A 19146-nucleotide genomic window follows, 5' to 3' on the forward strand; every position below is an offset into this window, starting at 1 on the left:
CTCGAGACGAGCCGGGGGGCAAAGGGCGGGGCGACCGCCCTCAGGCCCGGCTCAGCCGACCAGCCAGAGCGCCAGATAAAGCGTCGTGAGCCCGCCGAGGATCGCATAAAGCGTGTTGCGGCTGAGAACGCCCACTCCGAGGGTTGCGGCGGCGGCCAGAAGCCGCGCCGGATCGGGCGCGCCCTGCGTGGCGGCGGGCCAGAGCACAAGCGGCGCCACAAGCCCCGGCAACACCGCAACGGCAGTATAGCGCAGATAGCGCAGCGCCCATTCCGGCAGCGGCCGGTTTCCGAAGAGGCCGAGGAAGGAATAGCGCAAGACGAAGGTGCCCACGCCGAGCGCGAGAATGATCAGCCAGATCACCGGGCGGCCATAGAAGTCTGCCGTGCTCATGTCCGCTCCTTGCGCCGGGCGAGAAAAAGCTCCGTCTGCGCGCCCGCCACCATCGCCAACGCCGCGGCGAGAATGAGCCCGGTGCCTGCGGGCAGGAAGGCAAAGACCAGCGCCATCACGATTGATACCGCGGCGGCGACAAGATGCGGGATCGAGCGCAGGAGCGGCGCGATCATCGCCAGAAAGGTCACTGGCACCGCGAAATCGAGCGCGAAGGCGGGCGGGATCGCCTGTCCCAGCACCGCCCCGGCGAGGGTCGAGACATACCACAAGGGGCAGACCGGCGTGCAGGCGCCCGCGTAATAGGCGAGCTTCGCTGCGAGGCTCTGCCGCGGCGCGATGCGGTAGTCGGCATCGGCGAGCGCAAAGACCTGGTCGACCATGAAATAGGCGACAAGTGCGCGTTTCCAGGCGGGTGCGGGGCCCAGATGGGGGGCCAGCGCGGCCGAATACATCGCCATGCGCAGGTTCACCGCGAGCGCTGCGAGGATCACCATCACCGTGCTCGCATGGTCATTCATCAGCTGCACCGCGGTGAATTGCGAGGCGCCGGCGATGACGAGAACCGAAAAGCCCATCACTTCGACGAGGTTCAGCCCCGCCTCGTTTCCGGCCACGCCAAAGAGCATGCCGAAAGGCGCGATCACCAGCATGAAGGGAAGACCCTGTCGGAAGCCGCGCCAATATGCGGCGGAAAGCGGAACGGTTTCGGTCATGGCGGGGCTTGCTCGGGAGAGTTGGATGGGCGAGTTGTAAGGGCCGGAAGAGGCGGCGCCAAGGGCGCGATTGTATCGGGGGCAATATGCATGTGGCAGGGCTGATCCTCGCGGGAGGACAGGCGCGGCGGATGGGCGCGGAAAAGGCGTTTGTGCCGCTCGCCGGGCAGCCGCTCGTGGCGCTTGTTGCGGCGCGGCTTGCGCCGCAGGTGGCGGTGCTCGCCCTGTCCGCCAATGGCGATCCGCGGCGGTTCGCGGCGCTGGACCTGCCGGTTCTGCCCGATCCGGAGGCGGAGAGAGGCGAAGGGCCGATGGCGGGCGTACGTGCCGGGCTGCGCTGGGCCGCGGGGGCCGGGGCCGGGGCGCTGGTGACCGTGGCGGTCGATACGCCCTTTTTGCCGGCAGATCTGGTGGCGCGGCTCGTTCAGGGGGCCGCGGGCGGGGCGGCGCATGCGCAAAGCGGCGGGCGCGGCCATTATACCGCCGCGCTCTGGCCGGTGGCGGATCTCGCCCGACATGACGCGCTTTTCGCCTCGGGCGAGCGGCGGATGCGGCCTTATCTCGCGGGTGCGGTGGCGGTTGAATTCGATGCGAAGCCCGATCCCTTCGCCAATCTCAACAGCCCCGAGGATCTCGCCGCCGCCGAGGCTTATCTGGCGGGGGGGGCACAATGAACGTGGTGCTGCGCCACGGGCTCGAACCGGCGCAACGGCGCCAGGCCGCCCGGCTTTACTGGCGGGCTTTCGGCGGCAAGCTCGGCCGGGTGATCGGCCCGGAACCGAAAGCGCTTGCCTATATCGAGCGGGTGATCGACCCGCGCCATGTAATCGCAGTCAGTGATGCCAACGGCCGGGTGCTTGGCGTGATCGGCTTTCGTACCCGCGAGGGGGCTTTTGTCGCGGGCACGCGCGCGGATCTTGTGGCGGTCTATGGCCGCTTCGGCGCGTTCTGGCGGCGGCTGGCACTCGGAACGCTGGCACAAGATCTACCCGAGGGCATGGTGTCGATCGACGGGCTTGCCGTGGCGGAACGCGCCCGCGGCCTTGGCCTTGGTGCGGCGCTGATGCGGGCGCTTTGCGAGGAGGCGGCGCGGCAGGGCTATACCGGCGTGCGGCTCGATGTGGTGGGCGAGAACCTGCGCGCGCGCGCGCTTTATGACCGGCTCGGCTTTACCGTCACGAGCCGCGTTGACCGCTGGCTGACCGCGGCGATCTTCGGCTATCGGACTGTGCTGGCGATGGAACGGCGCTGGTAGGTTTTGGCCTCGGTCGCGGCTCAGTCGAAGGTGCCCGTCACCCGACCCAGCAGCATGAAGGCGCGCGCGGTGCGGGTTTCGGCAAGCTCGGTCACGTCCTGATCGGTGGCATTCTGCTCGAATTCGGTAAAGGTCCGGTCGAACTGGCGCAGGAAATGATGCGCCGCGTCGCGGAAGATCGTGTCGGTGCGCATCCGTCCGGCGGTGAGCGCGAGCGAGGACCGGTCCCGCACCCCGCCCAGTGCGGCAATCTCGCGGCCGCGCTCGCCCTTGGCGAAACGACGCCAGAGTTCCGGCCGGGCGCGATCGGGCTTCAGATCGTCCATGTAGATCCCGTCTTGCGCGAGCAGGTTCAGCACATCCTGCGCGGCGCGCAGAAGCTTGGCCATGGTGCGATCTTCGAGCGCGCGGCGCAGCGCCCGGAATCCCTCCTTGTCTTCGGCATTGTCGGGAAACTGCATCGCGCGAATGAAATCGGCCACCGAAACCGGTTCGGCGAGGTCTTCGGCGGGCGTGCCGAGCGCGAGAGCGGGCTGGTCATCGACCATCGGCGCGCTGCGCGGCACGACGAGCGCGGCCTTGCGGTCGGCTGAGGGTTGCACCGCCACGTGATCGCGCCGCGAAGAGAAGGTTGCAAGCGCCGTCTCGGCCTGACGCGCGGCGATCGCGACCTCGTCGAGCTTTTTCTCGAGCGCCTGGCCCGCGTCGGAGCGCAGCGGCCCCTGGGTCGCCCAGGCCGCGCGCATCGCCTCGAGCGAAGCCTTCAGCGCCTGCGCTTCGGCGCGCATCTCCTGCGCCGTGCGGGCCATCACCGCCGCCATCCAGATCATCCCCACGGGCAGCACGATGCCGACCACGGTCATCACCAGCGAGGAAGCGCTGAGCCCGCCCGCGCCCGGAATGAGCCACCAGAACATCCCCACGAGCGCCAGCCACAGCAGGCTGAGCCCGAGCGCCAGCCATTCGCCACGCATGCGCCGCGACGGCACCGACCGCGCCGTCATGCCCGGATCAGAAAGACTGGTTTCCGCCTTGGGCTCGCTCATTCTCGCCCGCTCTCGCTGCTGCCCGGCGCCTCAAAGATAGCGCACAGAGAGGATTTCATAACTGCGCTGACCGCCCGGTGTGCGGACATCGACGCTGTCGCCCTCGTCCTTGCCGATCAGGGCCCGTGCCAGCGGCGAGCGGATGTTCAGAAGCCCGCGCTCCAGATCCGCCTCATGCTCGCCAACGATCTGATACGTGCGTTCTTCCTCGGTGTCTTCATCCACCAGTGTCACCGTGGCGCCGAACTTGATCGAGCCCGACAGCTTCACCGTGTCGATCACCTCGGCGCGCCCGAGGATCGCCTCGAGCTCCTTGATCCGGCCCTCGACAAAGCTCTGCTTTTCCCGCGCGGCGTGGTATTCGGCATTCTCCGACAGATCGCCGTGCTCGCGGGCCTCGGCGATCGCCTTGATCACGGCGGGGCGTTCCACCGTCTTCAGCGTCTTGAGTTCCCCGTCGAGCACATCATACCCGGCGCGAGTCATCGGTATCTTTTCCATGGAGGCCCTTGCCCTGTTGTGACTGGCTCGTTTGGTCGTTCAGAGAGGTAAATCCGCCAAGCGGCCCCGGTGTCAAGAGTCGGGGACGTTTTTCGGCACTGCTGCGCCGTTTCGGGGCGCGCGGCTCGCCGCTGCATTTGCGAAAGAATATTGCTTTGCAGCGCAGCGTTACAATTGCTTCGTGTGCACAGGTAGTTTACCACGTGCGCGGTGCACGCGAGAACCGAAGGCGAAGGGAACCCGAGATGGCCGAGATCGAACGCGAGTCGATGGAATACGATGTTGTGATCGTGGGAGCCGGTCCTTCGGGCCTTTCGGCCGCGATCCGGCTCAAGCAGATCGACCCGGATCTGACCGTCGTAGTGCTCGAGAAGGGCTCTGAAGTGGGCGCGCATATCCTCTCGGGGGCCGTGCTGGACCCGCACGGGCTCGATGCGCTTATCCCGGACTGGAAGGCGAAGGGAGCGCCGATCAACACCCCGGTGAACGAGGATAATTTCTACCTGCTCTCGGCTGCGGGCAAGATGACGATCCCGCATTGGCCGATGCCGAAGCTGATGTCGAATCACGGCAATTACATCGTTTCGATGGGCAATGTCTGCCGCTGGATGGCCGAACAGGCCGAAGCGATGGGCGTCGAGATTTTCCCGGGCATGGCCTGTTCGGAGTTGGTCTGGGAGGGGGATCGTGTCGCCGGTGTGGTGGCGGGCGAGATGGGCCTCGCCGCCGATGGCACGCCGGGGCCGAACTATGAGCCCGGCATGGAGCTGCGCGGCAAATATGTGTTCCTTTCGGAAGGGGTGCGCGGCTCGCTCTCGAAGCAGGTGATCGAGAAGTTCGACCTTTCGAAAGGTAAATGCCCGCAGAAATTCGGCCTGGGCATGAAGGAAATCTGGGAGATCGACCCGAAGAAGCACAAGCTCGGTTCGGTCACGCATACGATGGGCTGGCCGCTCGACCATAATGCCGGCGGCGGCTCCTTTATCTATCACATTGAAAACAATCAGGTCTATATTGGTTTTGTGGTTCATCTGAACTACGAGAACCCCTATCTCTCGCCCTATATGGAGTTCCAGCGCTTCAAGCATCACCCGATGGTGGCGCAGCTGCTCGAAGGCGGCAAGCGCGTGGCTTACGGCGCCAGGGCAATAGCGGAAGGGGGATGGCAGTCGATCCCGAAACTGACCGCTCCGGGCGTGGCGCTTTTGGGCTGCTCGGCGGGGCTGGTGAACGTGCCGCGCATCAAGGGCAACCACAATGCGATGCTTTCGGGCATCGCTGCGGCCAATGCCGCGGCGGCGGCAATCAAGGCCGGGCGCGAGGGCGACGAGCTTGTCGCCTACGAGGCCGATCTGCGCTCGGGCCCGATCGCGAAAGATCTCAAGCCTGTGCGCAACGTCAAGCCGATCTGGTCCTGGTGGGGGATCTGGGCCTCGATGGCGCTCGGCGGGCTCGACATGTGGACGAATTCGCTCTTCGGCTTTTCGTTCTTCGGCACGCTCAAGCACAAGGGCACCGACGCCGCCCATACCGGGCTGGCGGCGAAATTCGCGCCGATCGACTATCCCAAACCCGATGGCAAGATCAGCTTCGACCGGCTGACCAATGTGAGCTTCTCCTTCACCAACCATGAGGAGAGCCAGCCCTGCCATCTGAAGTTGAAGGATCCTTCGGTGCCGATTTCGGTCAACCTCGCCAAATATGCCGAGCCCGCGCAGCGCTATTGTCCGGCCGGGGTTTACGAGGTCCTCGGCGAGGGGGCGGAGGCGAAGTTCCAGATCAACTTCCAGAACTGCGTCCATTGCAAGACCTGCGACATCAAGGATCCGTCGCAGAACATCACCTGGACCACGCCGCAGGGCGGTGACGGGCCGAACTACCCCAATATGTGAGCCTTTTGCCTCACATCGACGTGTTGCGGGGGGAGCCATGGCTCCCCCCGATTGCGCTGGCCGCTCCGGACCGTTACCTTCGGGAGACCCGACGACAAGGACCTTTTCCGTGCCCTTCGCCTCCAAGCTGTTTCCGGCGCTGCGCCTGATCCCCGCCTCCGCGACCGCCTGTGCTCTCGTTTCGGGCCTGCTCGCTCTGGCGCCGCCTGCGTTCGCACTGGAGGATGCGGGCGCCTATCTGGCCGGCCGCGCCGCGCTTCTCGACAATGATTTTGCGCAGGCCTCGGTCTATTATGACCGGCTTCTGAAAAGCCTCGGGGCCAATACGCAGGTTCAGGAAGGCGCGATCTTCGCCCATGTCGCCCAGGGCGAGATCGACAAGGCGCTTGCCGTGGCGCAGGAGATCATCGCTCTTTCCAATGGCAAACCCACGCAAGTAGCGGTTCTCGTGACGCTCGCCGAGTCGGCGCAGGAGGGTCGGTTCGGCGACGGGCTGAAGCTTCTCGACGCGGGCGCGGATGCGGGGCAACTCGTGGGCGGGCTCTATCGGGCCTGGGCGCTGATGGGGGAGGGGCAGGTGTCGGAGGCGATGCAGGCCTTCGACGCGGTGGCCAAGATCGATGGCTTGCAGGGCTTTGCGGGCTATCACCGCGCGCTGGCTCTGGCGCTGGTGGGCGATTACGAGGGGGCCGAGACGATCTTCTCCGGGGAGAATGCGGCGCTGTACAACGGCACGCGGCGCGGCGTGCTGGCGCATCTGGAGATCCTCTCGCAACTCGAACGCAACGCCGATGCGCTCAAACTGCTCGACGACAGTTTCGGTCACAAGCTTGATGCGGAACTGGCCGGGCTCAAGGCGCGGCTTGAGGCGGGCGAGACGCTGCCCTTTACCGCCATCGGCTCGGCGCGCGACGGGGTGGCGGAACTCTATTTCTCCGTGGCCCAGGCGCTCAACGCCGATTCCGTGGCCGGGTTCTCGCTTCTGCATGCGCGGCTTGCGCTTTGGCTGCGCCCCGATCACGGAGATGCGGCGCTGCTGACCGGGGTGATCCTCGAAAATGTGCAGCAATATGACCTCGCGATTGCTGCCTATGAACTGGTGAGCCCCGACAACCCCGCCTTCACCGCGGCGCAGCTCGGCCGGGCCGAGGCGATGGTGGCGGCTGACCGCTCCGACGCGGCCATAGATGTGCTTGAAAAGCTCAGCCGGAGCGCGCCCGACGAGCCCGGCGTCTGGTCTGCGCTGGGCGACAATCTGCGCCGCATCGAACGTTATGCCGAGGCGGCCAAGGCCTATGACAGGGCGATTGCGCTTGCGGGAACGCCCAAGCCCTCGGACTGGACGCTCTGGTATGCGCGTGCGATCTCGCAGGAGCGCTCCGGTCAGTGGCCGGAGGCCGAAAAGGGCCTGCGCAAGGCGCTTGAGCTGAACCCAGGCCAACCTGCCGTGCTCAATTATCTCGGCTATTCCTATGTGGAAAAGCGCGAGAACCTGAAAGAGGCGCTCCAGATGATCCAGCAGGCGGTCGCGGGGCGCCCCGATGACGGTTACATCACCGACAGCCTCGGCTGGGCCTATTACCGGCTCGGCCGGTATCCGGAGGCGGTTGCGCAGATGGAACGTGCGGTGGAACTGAAGCCCACCGATGCGCTGCTCAACGACCATCTGGGCGATGTTTACTGGGCCGCCGGGCGCAAGCGCGAGGCCGAATTCCAATGGCACAGGGCGCTGAATTTCGGCCCCGCGCCGGATCTGGATCTTGACCGGGTGCGCCGCAAGCTCGCAGTCGGGCTCGATGTCGTTCTGAAAGAAGAGGGGGCGGAACCGCTCCATCCTGATCATGCCGGAAATTGAGGTCTTTGCTCCCGCCAAGGTCAATCTGGCGCTTCACGTCACCGGTCAGCGTGCCGATGGCTATCATCTGCTCGACAGTCTCGTGGCCTTTGCCCCCGCAGGCGACCGGCTGCGCCTTGCGCCGGCTGACGCGATGGCGCTGACGGTGCGCGGGCCGGAATCGCGCGGTGTGCCCGAGGGGCCGGAAAATCTCGTTCTCAAGGCCGCGGCGCTTTACGGCCCCGGCCCCGCGGCGGCAATTCATCTGCAAAAATGCCTCCCCGCCGCCTCCGGGATCGGTGGCGGCTCGTCCGATGCGGCGGCGGCCTTGCGGGGCATGGCTGCGCTGCGTGGCGTGGCCCCGGCCGCGGGCGCCGCAGTTGTCAAGCTTGGGGCGGATGTGCCGATGTGCCTTGACCCGCGCCCCGCGCGCACCCGCGGGATCGGCGAGGAGCTGAGCCCGGTCACGCTGCCGCCTCTGCCGTCGGTGCTGGTGAACCCGCGGGTCGAAGTGTCTACGCCCGCGGTCTTCAAGGCGCTGGCATCTAAAGACAATGCGCCGATGGACGAGATTCCGGCCTTTGCGAATGCCGCAGATTGCATTGGCTGGCTCGCGCGCCAGCGCAACGATTTGCAGCCCGCCGCCGTGGCGCTTGCCCCGGTGATTGCCGAGGTGCTTGGCGCGCTCGAGGCGCTGCCCGGTTGCCTGCTCGTGCGGATGTCGGGCTCGGGGGCAACTTGCTTTGGTCTCTTCGAAAGCGATGAAGCGGCCGCCGCGGCGCAGGCGCGGCTTGCCGCCGCTAACCCCGGTTGGTGGAGCGCGCATGGCCCGCTGGGCGATCAATCCGAAGCGGCAGCCGCCCGCCGGACCCTCTGAGCTGGCTCAGCCAAGCGCGGCCAGCATCCCGAGATAACCCGTCAGCGTGCCCACAAGTACGAGACCGAAGGGGAATTTGCGGTGCCCCCAGCTTGCCCAGTCGGGTGTGGCCATGCGCACCGCGGGGATCGCGCGGGCGATGCGGTGCGTGGCGAAAGCGGCGAGCAGGCAGGCCTGAAGCAGGATGATCGTCACCATCACATGGTTCGGCGCCGCGGCAAAGAAGGGCGCCGCAGCCGCGGCAAATTTCACGTCGCCCATGCCGACGCCCGCAGCAATGTTGAGCAAGAGCCCGATGCCGAGCAGCACCGGCAGGTTCAGCCAGCGCCAGGCCCAGACGTCGAGCGGCAGCACCATAAAACCCACCACGGCGAAGATGCCGATCAGTGAAATTACAGCCGCATTGCGGATCTTCATGTACTTCAGATCGGTGAAGATCACCCAGGCGCAGATCGGCGCGGTGGTGAGGAGCAGCACCAGCGCGGCGGCGGATTGGCTCAGCCCCAGCATCGGATTACCCCTGCTTGCCGGCGTCGAGCGCCTCGAGCGCGCGCGCGGCCTCCTCGAAATAGACCGGCGAGGTGTCGACGGCATCCTGCAAGAGCCCCTTGCCGATCGACACATCACCACGCTTGATCGCCGAGAGCGCGGCTGTGTAAAGCAGCTTGGCGCGTTCGGTCTGGGTCATCTCCACCACGGGCAGATCGTATTTGTGCTGTGCTGCCCGCGCCATCACGAGGTTGTTCTTGGTGGTGAAACTGCTCGCGTCGTAGGTCAGCGCTTCAGCGAAGAGCTTCTCGGCCCCCTTGGCATCGCCGCGCGAGAGTTTGGAGAACCCCCAGTTGTTGAGCACGCCACCGGGCTGCGTGGTCAGGCCGACCGCGGTTTCGTAGAAACTGTCGGCCTTTTTCCAGTTCTGCTCGCTGTCGGCCACCATCGCCTCAAGCTTGTAGCGCTCGAAGGTTTCATGGGTCGGCGGGACCGTGTTCAGCGTCGCCTTGGCGCCGTCCCAGTCGCTTGCGCGGATCTGCGCCTCTGCAAGCGCCACCTTGTCTTCGGGCGTGGCGCCCGGCATCGCCACGACCTTCGTCCAGACCACCACGGATTTGGTGGGCTCACCCGCCCGAACCAGCGATTTCGCAAGGCCGCGCTGCAGATCGATCCGCTCGGGATGTTCGTTCGTCGAGCGGGTGAAATAGCTCACGGCCTCGCGCGGGTCGCCGACCGTCAGCATGATGTCGGAAAGGTTCGTTGAATCGACCGCATTGACGGAATCGAGGGCGGCATTCATCTCGGTCTTGTCACTGCCCATGCAGCCTGCAAGCGCGAGAATGCCACCGAATGCGGCGATGAAGATCGGGTGGCGCATGCTGACTGCGTCCTTTGCTCGGGCCTCATTGCTCGGTCAGCAGCAGGTATTCTCCCACCCCGCGCCGCACGAGCTTGAACGGTCTGTTCTGCGGCGGATCATAATCGGGTGTTTCCGATTTTGCGAGCGCGTGGCGCAGGTTTTGCCGGATCGCGTCCGATTCGCCACTGTCGAGCCCGTAGGCGATCTGGAACACCCGCGCCGCCTCGGCGGGCTTGTTTTGCTCCATCAGCACCACGCCGAGGTTGTTCCAGGCGGGCACGAACCGGGGGTCTTTTTCGGTCGCGCGGTGCAACATCTGTTCGGCCTGGCCAAGGCGGCCAAGCTTGAGATCGGCCGAGCCGATCGCCGAGAGCACATCGGCGGTTGCGCCCTGCTCGCCCGCAGCGCGGTAATAGGCCTTCAGCGCGAGTTCATACTCGCCCGCCGCCATCAGCCGGTGACCGACAATCAGCCCGTCGACACCCTCGCCCGCAGCCGCGCCCGGCGCATAGGGGCTGCCCTTTGACGCGCCAAGGCCGCCCGAAGAACAGGCGGCCAGCAGGCAGATCAGCACGGCGCCGGTGATGCGCGGGAGCATGGGTTACAACTGGCTCATCGACTTGAAGTTTTCCATCATATCATGGATCGAGGGACCGACAAGAATGATCAGGAGCGGGGGCACGGTGAACATCATCGTGCCGAGCGTCATCTTCACCGGGATCTTGTTGGCCGCCTCCTCGGCGCGCATGACCCTCTTGTCGCGCATATCGGCGGCATAGAGCCGCAAGGCCTCGGCGATCGAGGTGCCGAATTGCTGGGACTGGATCATCACCGTGACGAAGGAGGCGACATCGGGCACGCCCGAGCGCTCGGCAAAGGCGCGCAGCACCGAGGGCTTGTCCATCCCGGCCTTGACCTCATGGGCGACGGTCTCGAATTCCTCGGCAAGTGCCGGGTAGGAGGAGACGAGTTCCTTCGAGACGCGGATGATCCCCTGATCGAGCGAGAGCCCAGCTTCAACGCAAACCAGAAGCATGTCGAGCGCATCGGGAAAGCCGTTGGCGATCTCGGCGGTGCGCGCGCCGATGCGTTTGTTGACCCAGTATTTCGGCGCGTAATAGCCCATCACCGCGGGACCAAGGATCGCCATGATGGTGATCGTCGAGTCGAGCGGCACCGCCTTGGTGGCATTGTAGAAGGCGACATAGGCGAGGCCGAGCCCCAGAAGCCCGATTGCGAGCGCGAACTGGATCGCATGAAAGGTGCGCACGGCATTGGCGCCGCGATAGCCCGCCTTTTGCATCCATTTGCGGCTTTCCGACATCTCTTCCTTGTTTTTGGGTTCAAGGAAGTCGGCGAATTTCTCCAGCTTGTCGTTGCCGCCGTCGTTGCGCAGGCGTTGCGCTCCGGCTGTGCCGGGGCGCTGTGCGCCGGCGTTCGCCGCCTGGGTGCGGATCGAGGCGCGCAGCTTCTCGATCGGGTCGTCGCGTTTTTTCAAGAGCGCCGGAAGGGTGGCGAGCACCATCAGCGCGGCAAGGGCGCCGAGCGCGATCATCGGCCCCATCGGTCCGAACATGTCTTTGAGGGCATCTGTGATGGCAGAGATGGACATGGGGCCTCCTCAGACCTTGATCGTCGTCATGATCTTCATGAACAGCATGTTGCAGCCCAGAAGCGTGAAGGCGACGATGGCCGCGGGCACAAAGGCGGGGGTTTCCTTGACCCCGTCGTAATACCCCGGCGAGATGATCAGAATTGCCAGCAGGACGGCGATCGGAAAGCCGGAGAGGAAGACGCCGGACCATTTCGGCTCGGCGGTGATGGCCCGCACCCGGCGAAACAGCCGGAACCGCGCCCGGATCACCTTGGCAAGCCCGTCGAGCACTTCGGCGAGGTTGCCGCCCGAGGTTTGCTGGATCGACACAGCCACGGCGAGAAAGCGCAGATCCTGCATGTCGAGCCGCTCGGCCAGATCGCGCAGGCAGTCGACCACGTTGCGCCCATAGGCGGCCTCATCGGCGATGATGCCGAATTCGGTGCCGAGCGGGTCGGGGATTTCCTTCGCCACCGCCTGAATGGCTGAAGAAAACGGATGGCCCACGCGCAACGAGCGCACCATAAGCTCGACCGCATCGGAAAGCTGTTCCTCGGCCATTTTCAGCCGCTTGTTGGCTTTGCCATTGACCCAGAAATAGACCCCGCCCACGCCCATCACGAGCGCCAGCACCACCCGCACGGGCGGCGAGGCTTGCGTGCCGAGCGTCAGCCCCAGAAAGGCAAAAACGCTCACGAGCCCCATCACCCCGATCAGCGCGGTGGGCGAGAAGGCGATATTGGCCTTTTGCGCCTTCGAGGCGAGCAGCGCATAAACCGGAATGCCCTGCGCCTTCATGTGCTGCGTGGCTTCCTTGCGGAGCTGTTCGAGCACCTGATCGCGCCGTTGGCCCTTGTCGAGCATCTCGAGGCGGCGGTTGACCTTGTTGTTGAGCGAGATCGACTTGCCGAAGACCAGCAGATAGATGCCCTCGACCAGCAAAAGCACCGCGACGAAGATCAGCGCATAGATGATGGGGGTCGGAGAGATGGGCATGGGTCTCAGTCCTGCACGGGTTCATAGATCGCGGCGGGCAGGTCATAGCCCCATTGCCGGAACCGGTCCGAGTAATGGCTGCGCACGCCCGTCGCGGTGAAACGGCCGATGATCTTGCCATCGGGGGCGAGGCCAAGCCTCTCGTAGCGGAAAATCTCCTGCATCGAGATCACCTCGCCCTCCATGCCGGTGATCTCGGTGATCGAGACCATCCGCCGCGAGCCGTCCTGCAGGCGCGAGGCCTGCACGATCAGGTTCACAGCCGAGGCGATCTGGCTGCGCACCGCCTTGAGCGGCATCTCGATCCCGGCCATGGCGACCATGTTCTCAAGGCGCGAGATGCCGTCGCGCGCGTTGTTGGCGTGGATCGTGGTCATCGAGCCGTCGTGGCCGGTGTTCATCGCCTGCAGCATGTCGATGACCTCTTCGCCGCGGGTCTCGCCGACGATGATCCGGTCGGGGCGCATCCGCAGGGCGTTGCGCAAGCAGTCGCGCTGAGTGACGGCGCCCTTGCCCTCGACGTTGGGCGGGCGGCTTTCCATCCGGCCCACATGGGTCTGCTGGAGCTGGAGTTCGGCCGTGTCTTCGATCGTCAAAATGCGTTCGGAGTTGTCGATGAAGCTTGAGAGCGCGTTCAGCGTCGTCGTCTTGCCGGAACCCGTCCCGCCCGAGACGATCACATTGAGGCGGGTGGCAACGGCGGCCTGCAGATAGGCCGCCATCTCCTCGGTGAAGGCGCCGAATTTGACGAGATCGTCGATCGCAAGCTTGTCTTTTTTGAATTTCCGGATCGAGACGAGTGAGCCATCCACCGCAATCGGCGGCACCATCGCGTTGAACCGCGAACCGTCGCGCAGCCGCGCGTCGACATAGGGGTTTGATTCATCGACGCGCCGGCCCACGGCGGAGACGATCTTGTCGATGATCCGCAACAGGTGGCGTTCGTCTTTGAAGGTCACATCGGAAAGTTCGAGCTTGCCGAACCGCTCGATGAAGATCTGGTTGGGCCCGTTGACGAGAATATCGGAGACGGTGTCGTCTTTCAGGAGCGGCTCAAGCGGCCCGAGCCCCATCACCTCGTCATAGAGTTCCTGATGCAGGCTCTGCCGTTCGGCCCCGTTGAGCGCGACCGACATCTCGCTCATCGCCTCGCCCGAGATCGCTGCGATCTCGGCTTTCAGATCGGCTTCAGAGGCGTGTTCGAGCGCGGCGAGGTTGAGGTTTTCCAAAAGCCGCTTGTGCAGCTCCACCTTCAGCTCGCTCATCCGCTCCTTGCGCTTGCGCTCCTTGTCAACCTGGCCGGGCTGGGCGGAGACAGGGGCGCCCGCGGGCATGGCGCGGCGCTGCACCTGCGCCTTGGCGGGGACGGAGCCTCCGGCAGCAAGCGGCACCGGCGGCGGCGCGGCGACGGTGGGGCTCGCCGGGCGGGGGGCGGCGGGGGGGGAAGCCGCGGGGGCGGCGGGTTTCTTGTAACGCGAGAACATGCGCCTTCCTCCGGAAAAAGCTTCAGGCCTTTGCGGCCTCGGTGGCACGGTTCAGCGCGGCAATAGAGTGCGCAAGCTTCTGGATCTCCCGGCGCAGCGGCGCCTTGGCGGCTGAAAGCGCGAGCGGCAGGCCGTGGTCATTGGCCTGGGTCACCACCCGGCCACAATCCGGAAGTTGCACCTCAAGCGCGATCTCGAGGCTCTCGGAGAGCCGCTTCACGCGCGACTTGCCAGTCAGATCGGTCAGCTTCGGGGCGCGGTTGAGCACGAAGCGCAGCTTCTCGGCAGGCAGGTTCTCGGCCTTTAGCGCGCGCAGCATCCGCAGCGTGTTTTGCGCCGAACGCATGTCGAGCTCGATCAGCGCGAAATAGAGATGCGCCTGGTTCAGCACCGTCTCGGTCCAGCTCACCACCGTCGTGGGCATGTCGATGACGACGAAATCGAACTGCGCCCGCGCCATCTCGAGCACCCGGCCGATATCCTCGCCGGTGACGATGTCGAGCGGCAGCATGTCGGCGGGCGCGGTGAGCACCTGCAGCCGGTCGTTGAAGCTCAAGAGCGCCTGTTGGAAGCTCTCGGCATCCATATGGGTCGTATCTTGCAGCATCTCGAAGACGATGTCGCGGCGCGGCAGGTCGAGATAGGTCGAGGCTGAGCCGAACTGGAAGTCGAAATCGAGCAGGCAGACGCGCGGCGGCGTTACCGGGTTCTTGCGCGACTGCTCGGGATTGGCCAGCTCCCAGGCGAGGTTGACGGCAAAAGTCGTCGCCCCTGTCCCCCCCGAAAGCCCGTGTACCGGCAACACCACGCCGTCGCGCCCGCCGCCCGGACGTTGGCCCGTGGTGGGGGGGGCAGCGATGGCGGGTTGCGGTTCGGGCAGCGCCACACCCTGGCCGAGCCGTTCGACCGCCTCGTGAAGCGCGCCCTCGGGCAGCGGGTAGGGAACAAAATCGTCGGCACCAAGGCGCAACAGTTGATGCAGCGCGATCGGGCTCACCTCCTCGGCGATCAGGATCACCCGGATCCCTTTTTCCTTCGCCGTGGTGATGATCCCGGAGATCCGTGTCAGATCGCCCTCATCGTCGCTGTCGACCGCGATGGCGACGAAATCGAGCATCTCGGCATCGGGCTGGTTGAGGAAGATCACGGCATCCTCGAAGGTCAAGTCCCCCCAGCTCTCGCCAAGCTCTGCCTCCATGTCCTCGATCAGCAAGTCGAAATTGGCGACGTCGCGCGAGACCGTGCAGGCGACGATCGGCGCCGGTTCGGGAGATAGAATGGGGGCTGCACTCATGGCCTCGGTCCTTTGTTATGGTACGTCGACCGGCCCGCAATGACCCGGGCACCGGCCGCGACCCGGCACGACTCGGAAGACGTGCCTTTCTCTTCCGCCAAAGTCGCGACCAATCTGGGCGACATTGGGGCCGGAATGTTCAAATTGTGGGGTAAGGTGAGACGATCGGGCCATGGCAGCCGGAATGGCATCCGGGCGACGACAACCAAAGATCGGCCAAAGATCGGCCCCGCTTGGGGCAGGCCAGAGCCGGGAAGAGGGCCTTTACTGGCCGCCGTTGCCGACAGTGGAGATGTCTGCGGCCTGGGTCGGGGCGGAATCGCGGATATATTGCCGGAAGATCAGATCGGCATATTTGCCGTTGAGATACTGCGGCTCGCGTTTGAGAAGCCCGGTGACCTCGGTCACGGTGCGGCGGTTTTGCGCATTCGGTTCGGGTGTGTAGACGAGCGGCTGCGTCTTGCCATAGGAAACAACCGCTTCAAGGCGGCTGCGCGAAATGCCCTCGCTGGTCAGGAACGCCACCACGGCTTTTGCCCGGCGCAGGCCGAGGGCCTTGTTATAGGCATCCGAGCCAACAAGGTCGGTATGGCCGTAGACGCGGAATTTCACTTCGGGGAATTGCCGAATCCAGTTTGCCTGCTGCACCAGTGCGGCCCGGGCCGTGCCGTCGAGCACATCCGAATTGAAAGCAAAGTTGACGGTATTGGGCACATCCGCGGCGAATTTGCGCGTCAGGCTGATGGCGAAATCGCCCCGCCCGGTCATCGCCAGCGTGTTGGTCATGGTCGCATTGCCGAAGCCGCCGGATTCGTATTCGCCGCCCACTTCGGAGCGAAACCGGTCATCGCTGCATCCCGCAAGGGCCGCCAGCGCCAAGAGCGCTCCGATCCAAGCGTAGCGTCGCGCGCTTTTGTGCATTCCCGCTCTATCAAGCCGCATCGCTCACTCCATCACATAGCCGTAAGAGCCGGAGAAATCCTGCCGGGCCACCTCGCCCGCGGCGCCCGAAACGGGCTTGGCCGAGGTTTTGCCGAGCAGGAAAAGCTCCGATTCTGTGGGCAGGCGCACCCGGTCGGTGGGCAGGGCCAGCGCCTCGCCACGGGTCGGCGTGACCAGATGCGGCGTGACGATGATGACGAGTTCCGATTGCTTGCGCTCGAATTCGGTTGAGCGGAACAGCGCGCCCAGCACCGGCACATCGCCGAGCCACGGGATCTGGCTGTTGAGATCGTTGAAATCGTCCTGCAGCAGGCCCGCGATCGCGAAGCTTTCGCCGTCGCGCATCTCGACGGTGGTTGAGGTCTCGCGGCGTTTGAAGGCGTTCACGCTGAAGCCGCCCGAGGACATCGTCACCGTGGTGTCGATCGCCGAGACCGCGGCGGCGATCTCGAGGTTGATCAGATTGCCGTCGACGACGCGTGGCGTGAAGGTCATCTCCACGCCGAAGGGCTTGTATTTGATCGAGACGGTCCCGTCGTCGACCACCGGGATCGGATATTCGCCGCCGGCGAGGAACTTCGCCTGCTGGCCGGAAAGGGCTGTCAGGTTCGGCTCGGCGAGGGTGCGCACCATGCCCTTGCTCTCGAGTGCCTCGAGCAGCACGCCGAATTCCATGTTGCCGACGGTGAAGCCGAGGTTGAGGTTGCCCGAAGAGCCCGAAACCGGGATCGTGCCGCTGTCAAACACGCCATCGACCGCGCCCGAAGCGGAATAGTTGCCGGTGCCGGAGGCAACGCCGGTCGCCCCCTTGCCGCTGCCCACCGTGCCGCGCATCGCCAAAGAGGAGGCGAGGTTTTTCGAGACCGAGCGCTGCATCTCCGCAAAGCGCACCTTCAGCATCACCTGTTGTGTGCCGCCCACCGTCATCAAGTTAGAAACGCGCTCGCCCGCATAGCGTTTGGCCAGATCGAGCGCGCGGTCGAGCCGGGCGGTGGAGGAAACGGTTCCCGAGAGCACGATCCCGTCATTGGCGGTGCGCACTTCGATGTTCTCGCCGGGCAGGATCTGTTTGAGCCGTTCCTTGAACTCGCCGATATCGGGGGTGACCTGCACCTCGACGTTCGACAAAAGCGTGCCATCGGCGCCAAGGATCGTCATCGTGGTGCGCCCGGGCAGTTTGCCGAGCACATAGATCGTCTTGTCCGAGAGCGTCGTGACATCGGCGATGCCGGGGTTGGCGATCGAGAGTTCAGAGAAGGGCTGGTCGCTTTCCACCACAACGGCGCGGTTCATCGGCACGTTGAGCGGCGTGCTCGCACTGCCTGACACGACCCGCAGCGTCTCGGCATGCACCGGCGCAACGCCAAACGTTCCGAGCGCGCAGCCCAGCACGCAGGCCCGAAGAAAGCTTTTCATTTTCATTGTGATCCTGCCTCTCCGATCACGCTCTGCCGTCCGGATCTTGCGCCCGGTCCGATGGGCTGTTCGCCCGTTCTGGGTCCACATTGCCCGAAACCGCGAAATTATGCAAGAATCAACCGTTTGGCGTGAAAATTGCCCCGGAGCGTGTCAAGCTGCACCGGGGGCAGGGGAAAAGCGGGCCGGTGTTCAGTTCTTGCAGGGGATCGGCGTCTCGACGACCTCGGTGCCGCGGCGGGTCTTGATCGTGCAGACTTTTTCCGCCTCGACCTGCACCGCCTCCTGCACCGAAATGCCCAGAAGCTTGTTGCGGTCGATCTCGATCTGGCCGACGTCGAGCGTGTCACGCATGCCGACGAGCGCGAGCGTCAGCCGCCCCGTCGATTGCGCGAGCGTCAGCGCCGCCACCTGTTCGGGTGTCACCTCGGCGGTGACCGTACGCGCCACCTTGGTTTCGGCGGTGCGGTCGGCATCGGAGCTTTGGTCGATGGCGATCAGCTTGAGATTGGTATCGATCAGCTTCGTCACCGGCTGGGGGCCCACTGTGCCCGACCAGTAGACATCGACGCGGTCGCCCGGGCGCAGGAAGCCCGAGACGCCGGAGGAAACGTTCACCTCGATGGTGAAAGCGCGCATGTTCGGCGCGAGCGCGGCGGTGATGCCGGCATCGACACCGGGCGCGGTGACTTTCTGCGCGAGCAGCGGTTCATTGGCGACATAGGCGCGCAAGGCGGCCCGCGGGCGCGTCTCGCCCTCGACAAAGGCGGCGCGCTCGGCCTTGGGCGTGCCCTCCGGCGCAGACAGGAACAAGAATGCCCCTTCGGGAAGCTTGTCGGCCTGCATCTTGGTGATGTCGAGATCCTCGCGCGTGAAACGTTCGCCGTATTTCAAAGCGCGCTTCACCACCACCACATCTGCGAGCCGGGGCATCTCGTTGCGCTTCGCGGCCAGATAGTCGCGCTCGGCCTGGTATTGCGCGATCTGTTGCTGCGCCATGTAGATTGCCGCCCCGCCGAGCGCCACGCCCAGAACGAGAAACAGTGCAAAAAGCATCCGCATCGGTCCACCCGATCCTTTCCGGGCCCGGCCGGGCCCCGTTTACGCGCCGCGCGACACCGGATCGCGCGGTCTTCGGGTCAGGACCCGGCCTCGGCGAAGGTGGAAATGACCTCCTGCTCGCCAATATAGGACGAGATGACCCCGGCGATCGAACCAGACTGCCCCCAGATCACCGTGCCCACGATCATTCCGAGCGAGACGATCGAGGCCGTCAGCACGACCCAGTCAACCGTCACGGCGCCCTCGTCCTCGCGCAGTCGCCCCCCCAAATCTGTGGCGAAATCGAGCTTTGTCACGGCGATTGTCCCTGATCTGACTGCTGTTGCCCGATGCTCGCCCGTGAAGGCGGCGCAATTGCGGCGGAATGGGGTTATATTCTCGATAACCGGCGCGGCCTGGCGCCAAAAGCAACAGGCCGCCCGGGAGGGGCGGCCTGGGCAATGGATGATCGCGGCAATTATTCCGCGGCGGTTTCGGTCGCGTCGAAGGTGCT

The 19146-nt window shown here is 65.1% G+C and carries 20 protein-coding genes; 5 read left to right on the top strand and 15 right to left on the bottom strand.

Translation table 11 applies throughout. The annotated features are described in order from the left end of the window. Positions 1-51: 51 nt before the first annotated feature. Both CRO22_RS15110 and CRO22_RS15115 read right to left on the bottom strand, forming a co-directional pair. Positions 52-393 carry an AzlD domain-containing protein gene (locus tag CRO22_RS15110; RefSeq protein ID WP_097070998.1) on the bottom strand — a complete coding sequence of 114 codons (342 nt, stop codon included), beginning with the start codon at positions 391-393 and terminating at the stop codon, positions 52-54. Beyond that, positions 390-1109, bottom strand: a complete 720-nt coding sequence (locus CRO22_RS15115) for an AzlC family ABC transporter permease (protein ID WP_097070999.1) — start codon at positions 1107-1109, stop codon at positions 390-392. Before CRO22_RS15115 ends, CRO22_RS15110 begins: the two co-directional genes overlap by 4 nt. A gap of 86 nt (positions 1110-1195) precedes the next feature. On the opposite strand from CRO22_RS15115, the gene mobA reads away from it, so the two are divergent. Then, the gene (mobA, locus tag CRO22_RS15120) at positions 1196-1783 is read left to right on the top strand and encodes a molybdenum cofactor guanylyltransferase MobA (protein ID WP_097071000.1); all 588 of its coding nucleotides are present in this window, start codon (positions 1196-1198) and stop codon (positions 1781-1783) included. Then, entirely contained in the window at positions 1780-2364 is a 585-nt protein-coding gene (locus tag CRO22_RS15125) for a GNAT family N-acetyltransferase (RefSeq protein WP_097071001.1), read from the top strand. Before mobA ends, CRO22_RS15125 begins: the two co-directional genes overlap by 4 nt. Before the next feature lie 20 nt (positions 2365-2384). Here the strand turns inward: CRO22_RS15125 and CRO22_RS15130 are convergent, their stop codons facing one another. Next, positions 2385-3410 (bottom strand): hypothetical protein, encoded by a 1026-nt coding sequence (locus CRO22_RS15130; RefSeq protein ID WP_097071002.1) that lies wholly within the window; start codon positions 3408-3410, stop codon positions 2385-2387. Between the two features lie 30 nt (positions 3411-3440). Further along, positions 3441-3911, bottom strand: coding sequence for a transcription elongation factor GreA (gene greA, locus CRO22_RS15135; protein ID WP_097071003.1), 471 nt, complete (start codon positions 3909-3911; stop codon positions 3441-3443). A gap of 245 nt (positions 3912-4156) precedes the next feature. On the opposite strand from greA, the gene CRO22_RS15140 reads away from it, so the two are divergent. From CRO22_RS15140 to CRO22_RS15150, 3 genes are all read left to right on the top strand, one after another. Further along, on the top strand, positions 4157-5803 hold the full coding sequence (locus tag CRO22_RS15140; RefSeq protein ID WP_097071004.1) for an electron transfer flavoprotein-ubiquinone oxidoreductase: 1647 nt from the start codon (positions 4157-4159) through the stop codon (positions 5801-5803). 109 nt (positions 5804-5912) lie between these two features. Continuing rightward, complete coding sequence (locus tag CRO22_RS15145; RefSeq protein ID WP_245860998.1) at positions 5913-7658, top strand: tetratricopeptide repeat protein; 1746 nt, start codon at positions 5913-5915, stop codon at positions 7656-7658. Continuing rightward, a complete protein-coding gene (locus tag CRO22_RS15150; protein WP_097071006.1) occupies positions 7645-8514 on the top strand; it encodes a 4-(cytidine 5'-diphospho)-2-C-methyl-D-erythritol kinase in 870 nt (289 codons plus the stop codon). Before CRO22_RS15145 ends, CRO22_RS15150 begins: the two co-directional genes overlap by 14 nt. Positions 8515-8520: 6 nt before the next feature. Here the strand turns inward: CRO22_RS15150 and CRO22_RS15155 are convergent, their stop codons facing one another. From CRO22_RS15155 to CRO22_RS15205, 11 genes are all read right to left on the bottom strand, one after another. After that, complete coding sequence (locus CRO22_RS15155; RefSeq protein ID WP_097071007.1) at positions 8521-9024, bottom strand: prepilin peptidase; 504 nt, start codon at positions 9022-9024, stop codon at positions 8521-8523. A gap of 4 nt (positions 9025-9028) precedes the next feature. Continuing rightward, positions 9029-9883 carry a tetratricopeptide repeat protein gene (locus CRO22_RS15160; protein ID WP_097071008.1) on the bottom strand — a complete coding sequence of 285 codons (855 nt, stop codon included), beginning with the start codon at positions 9881-9883 and terminating at the stop codon, positions 9029-9031. Positions 9884-9908: 25 nt separating this feature from the next. Next, complete coding sequence (locus CRO22_RS15165; protein ID WP_097071009.1) at positions 9909-10463, bottom strand: tetratricopeptide repeat protein; 555 nt, start codon at positions 10461-10463, stop codon at positions 9909-9911. A gap of 3 nt (positions 10464-10466) precedes the next feature. Further along, positions 10467-11477, bottom strand: a complete 1011-nt coding sequence (locus tag CRO22_RS15170) for a type II secretion system F family protein (protein ID WP_097071010.1) — start codon at positions 11475-11477, stop codon at positions 10467-10469. Positions 11478-11486: 9 nt separating this feature from the next. Then, positions 11487-12455: a type II secretion system F family protein gene (locus CRO22_RS15175; protein WP_097071011.1), complete on the bottom strand. Its 969-nt coding sequence runs from the start codon at positions 12453-12455 to the stop codon at positions 11487-11489. Between the two features lie 5 nt (positions 12456-12460). Beyond that, complete coding sequence (locus CRO22_RS15180) at positions 12461-13939, bottom strand: CpaF family protein (RefSeq protein WP_097071012.1); 1479 nt, start codon at positions 13937-13939, stop codon at positions 12461-12463. 22 nt (positions 13940-13961) lie between these two features. Beyond that, positions 13962-15233 carry an AAA family ATPase gene (locus CRO22_RS15185; RefSeq protein ID WP_097071013.1) on the bottom strand — a complete coding sequence of 424 codons (1272 nt, stop codon included), beginning with the start codon at positions 15231-15233 and terminating at the stop codon, positions 13962-13964. A gap of 264 nt (positions 15234-15497) precedes the next feature. Further along, positions 15498-16175 (bottom strand): OmpA family protein, encoded by a 678-nt coding sequence (locus tag CRO22_RS15190; protein ID WP_394341499.1) that lies wholly within the window; start codon positions 16173-16175, stop codon positions 15498-15500. Between the two features lie 3 nt (positions 16176-16178). Then, positions 16179-17597, bottom strand: coding sequence for a type II and III secretion system protein family protein (locus CRO22_RS15195; RefSeq protein ID WP_097071015.1), 1419 nt, complete (start codon positions 17595-17597; stop codon positions 16179-16181). A gap of 186 nt (positions 17598-17783) precedes the next feature. Next, positions 17784-18653 (bottom strand): Flp pilus assembly protein CpaB, encoded by an 870-nt coding sequence (cpaB, locus tag CRO22_RS15200; protein WP_097071016.1) that lies wholly within the window; start codon positions 18651-18653, stop codon positions 17784-17786. A 77-nt stretch (positions 18654-18730) separates the two neighbouring features. Continuing rightward, a complete protein-coding gene (locus CRO22_RS15205) occupies positions 18731-18949 on the bottom strand; it encodes a pilus assembly protein (RefSeq protein ID WP_097071017.1) in 219 nt (72 codons plus the stop codon). Positions 18950-19146 lie beyond the last annotated feature (197 nt).

Origin of the sequence: Rhodobacter maris (assembly GCF_900217815.1) — a bacterium.
Taxonomy (GTDB): Bacteria; Pseudomonadota; Alphaproteobacteria; order Rhodobacterales; family Rhodobacteraceae; genus Rhodobacter; species Rhodobacter maris.

Excerpts from the sequence above, each read along its gene's own strand:
- CRO22_RS15110 (WP_097070998.1), bottom strand. The coding sequence starts at position 393 with ATGAGCACGGCAGACTTCTATGGCCGCCCGGTGATCTGGCTGATCATT.
- CRO22_RS15115 (WP_097070999.1), bottom strand. The coding sequence starts at position 1,109 with ATGACCGAAACCGTTCCGCTTTCCGCCGCATATTGGCGCGGCTTCCGA.
- mobA (WP_097071000.1), top strand. The coding sequence starts at position 1,196 with ATGCATGTGGCAGGGCTGATCCTCGCGGGAGGACAGGCGCGGCGGATG.
- CRO22_RS15125 (WP_097071001.1), top strand. The coding sequence starts at position 1,780 with ATGAACGTGGTGCTGCGCCACGGGCTCGAACCGGCGCAACGGCGCCAG.
- CRO22_RS15130 (WP_097071002.1), bottom strand. The coding sequence starts at position 3,410 with ATGAGCGAGCCCAAGGCGGAAACCAGTCTTTCTGATCCGGGCATGACG.
- greA (WP_097071003.1), bottom strand. The coding sequence starts at position 3,911 with ATGGAAAAGATACCGATGACTCGCGCCGGGTATGATGTGCTCGACGGG.
- CRO22_RS15140 (WP_097071004.1), top strand. The coding sequence starts at position 4,157 with ATGGCCGAGATCGAACGCGAGTCGATGGAATACGATGTTGTGATCGTG.
- CRO22_RS15150 (WP_097071006.1), top strand. The coding sequence starts at position 7,645 with ATGCCGGAAATTGAGGTCTTTGCTCCCGCCAAGGTCAATCTGGCGCTT.
- CRO22_RS15155 (WP_097071007.1), bottom strand. The coding sequence starts at position 9,024 with ATGCTGGGGCTGAGCCAATCCGCCGCCGCGCTGGTGCTGCTCCTCACC.
- CRO22_RS15160 (WP_097071008.1), bottom strand. The coding sequence starts at position 9,883 with ATGCGCCACCCGATCTTCATCGCCGCATTCGGTGGCATTCTCGCGCTT.
- CRO22_RS15165 (WP_097071009.1), bottom strand. The coding sequence starts at position 10,463 with ATGCTCCCGCGCATCACCGGCGCCGTGCTGATCTGCCTGCTGGCCGCC.
- CRO22_RS15170 (WP_097071010.1), bottom strand. The coding sequence starts at position 11,477 with ATGTCCATCTCTGCCATCACAGATGCCCTCAAAGACATGTTCGGACCG.
- CRO22_RS15175 (WP_097071011.1), bottom strand. The coding sequence starts at position 12,455 with ATGCCCATCTCTCCGACCCCCATCATCTATGCGCTGATCTTCGTCGCG.
- CRO22_RS15180 (WP_097071012.1), bottom strand. The coding sequence starts at position 13,939 with ATGTTCTCGCGTTACAAGAAACCCGCCGCCCCCGCGGCTTCCCCCCCC.
- CRO22_RS15185 (WP_097071013.1), bottom strand. The coding sequence starts at position 15,233 with ATGAGTGCAGCCCCCATTCTATCTCCCGAACCGGCGCCGATCGTCGCC.
- CRO22_RS15190 (WP_394341499.1), bottom strand. The coding sequence starts at position 16,175 with ATGCGGCTTGATAGAGCGGGAATGCACAAAAGCGCGCGACGCTACGCT.
- CRO22_RS15195 (WP_097071015.1), bottom strand. The coding sequence starts at position 17,597 with ATGAAAATGAAAAGCTTTCTTCGGGCCTGCGTGCTGGGCTGCGCGCTC.
- cpaB (WP_097071016.1), bottom strand. The coding sequence starts at position 18,653 with ATGCGGATGCTTTTTGCACTGTTTCTCGTTCTGGGCGTGGCGCTCGGC.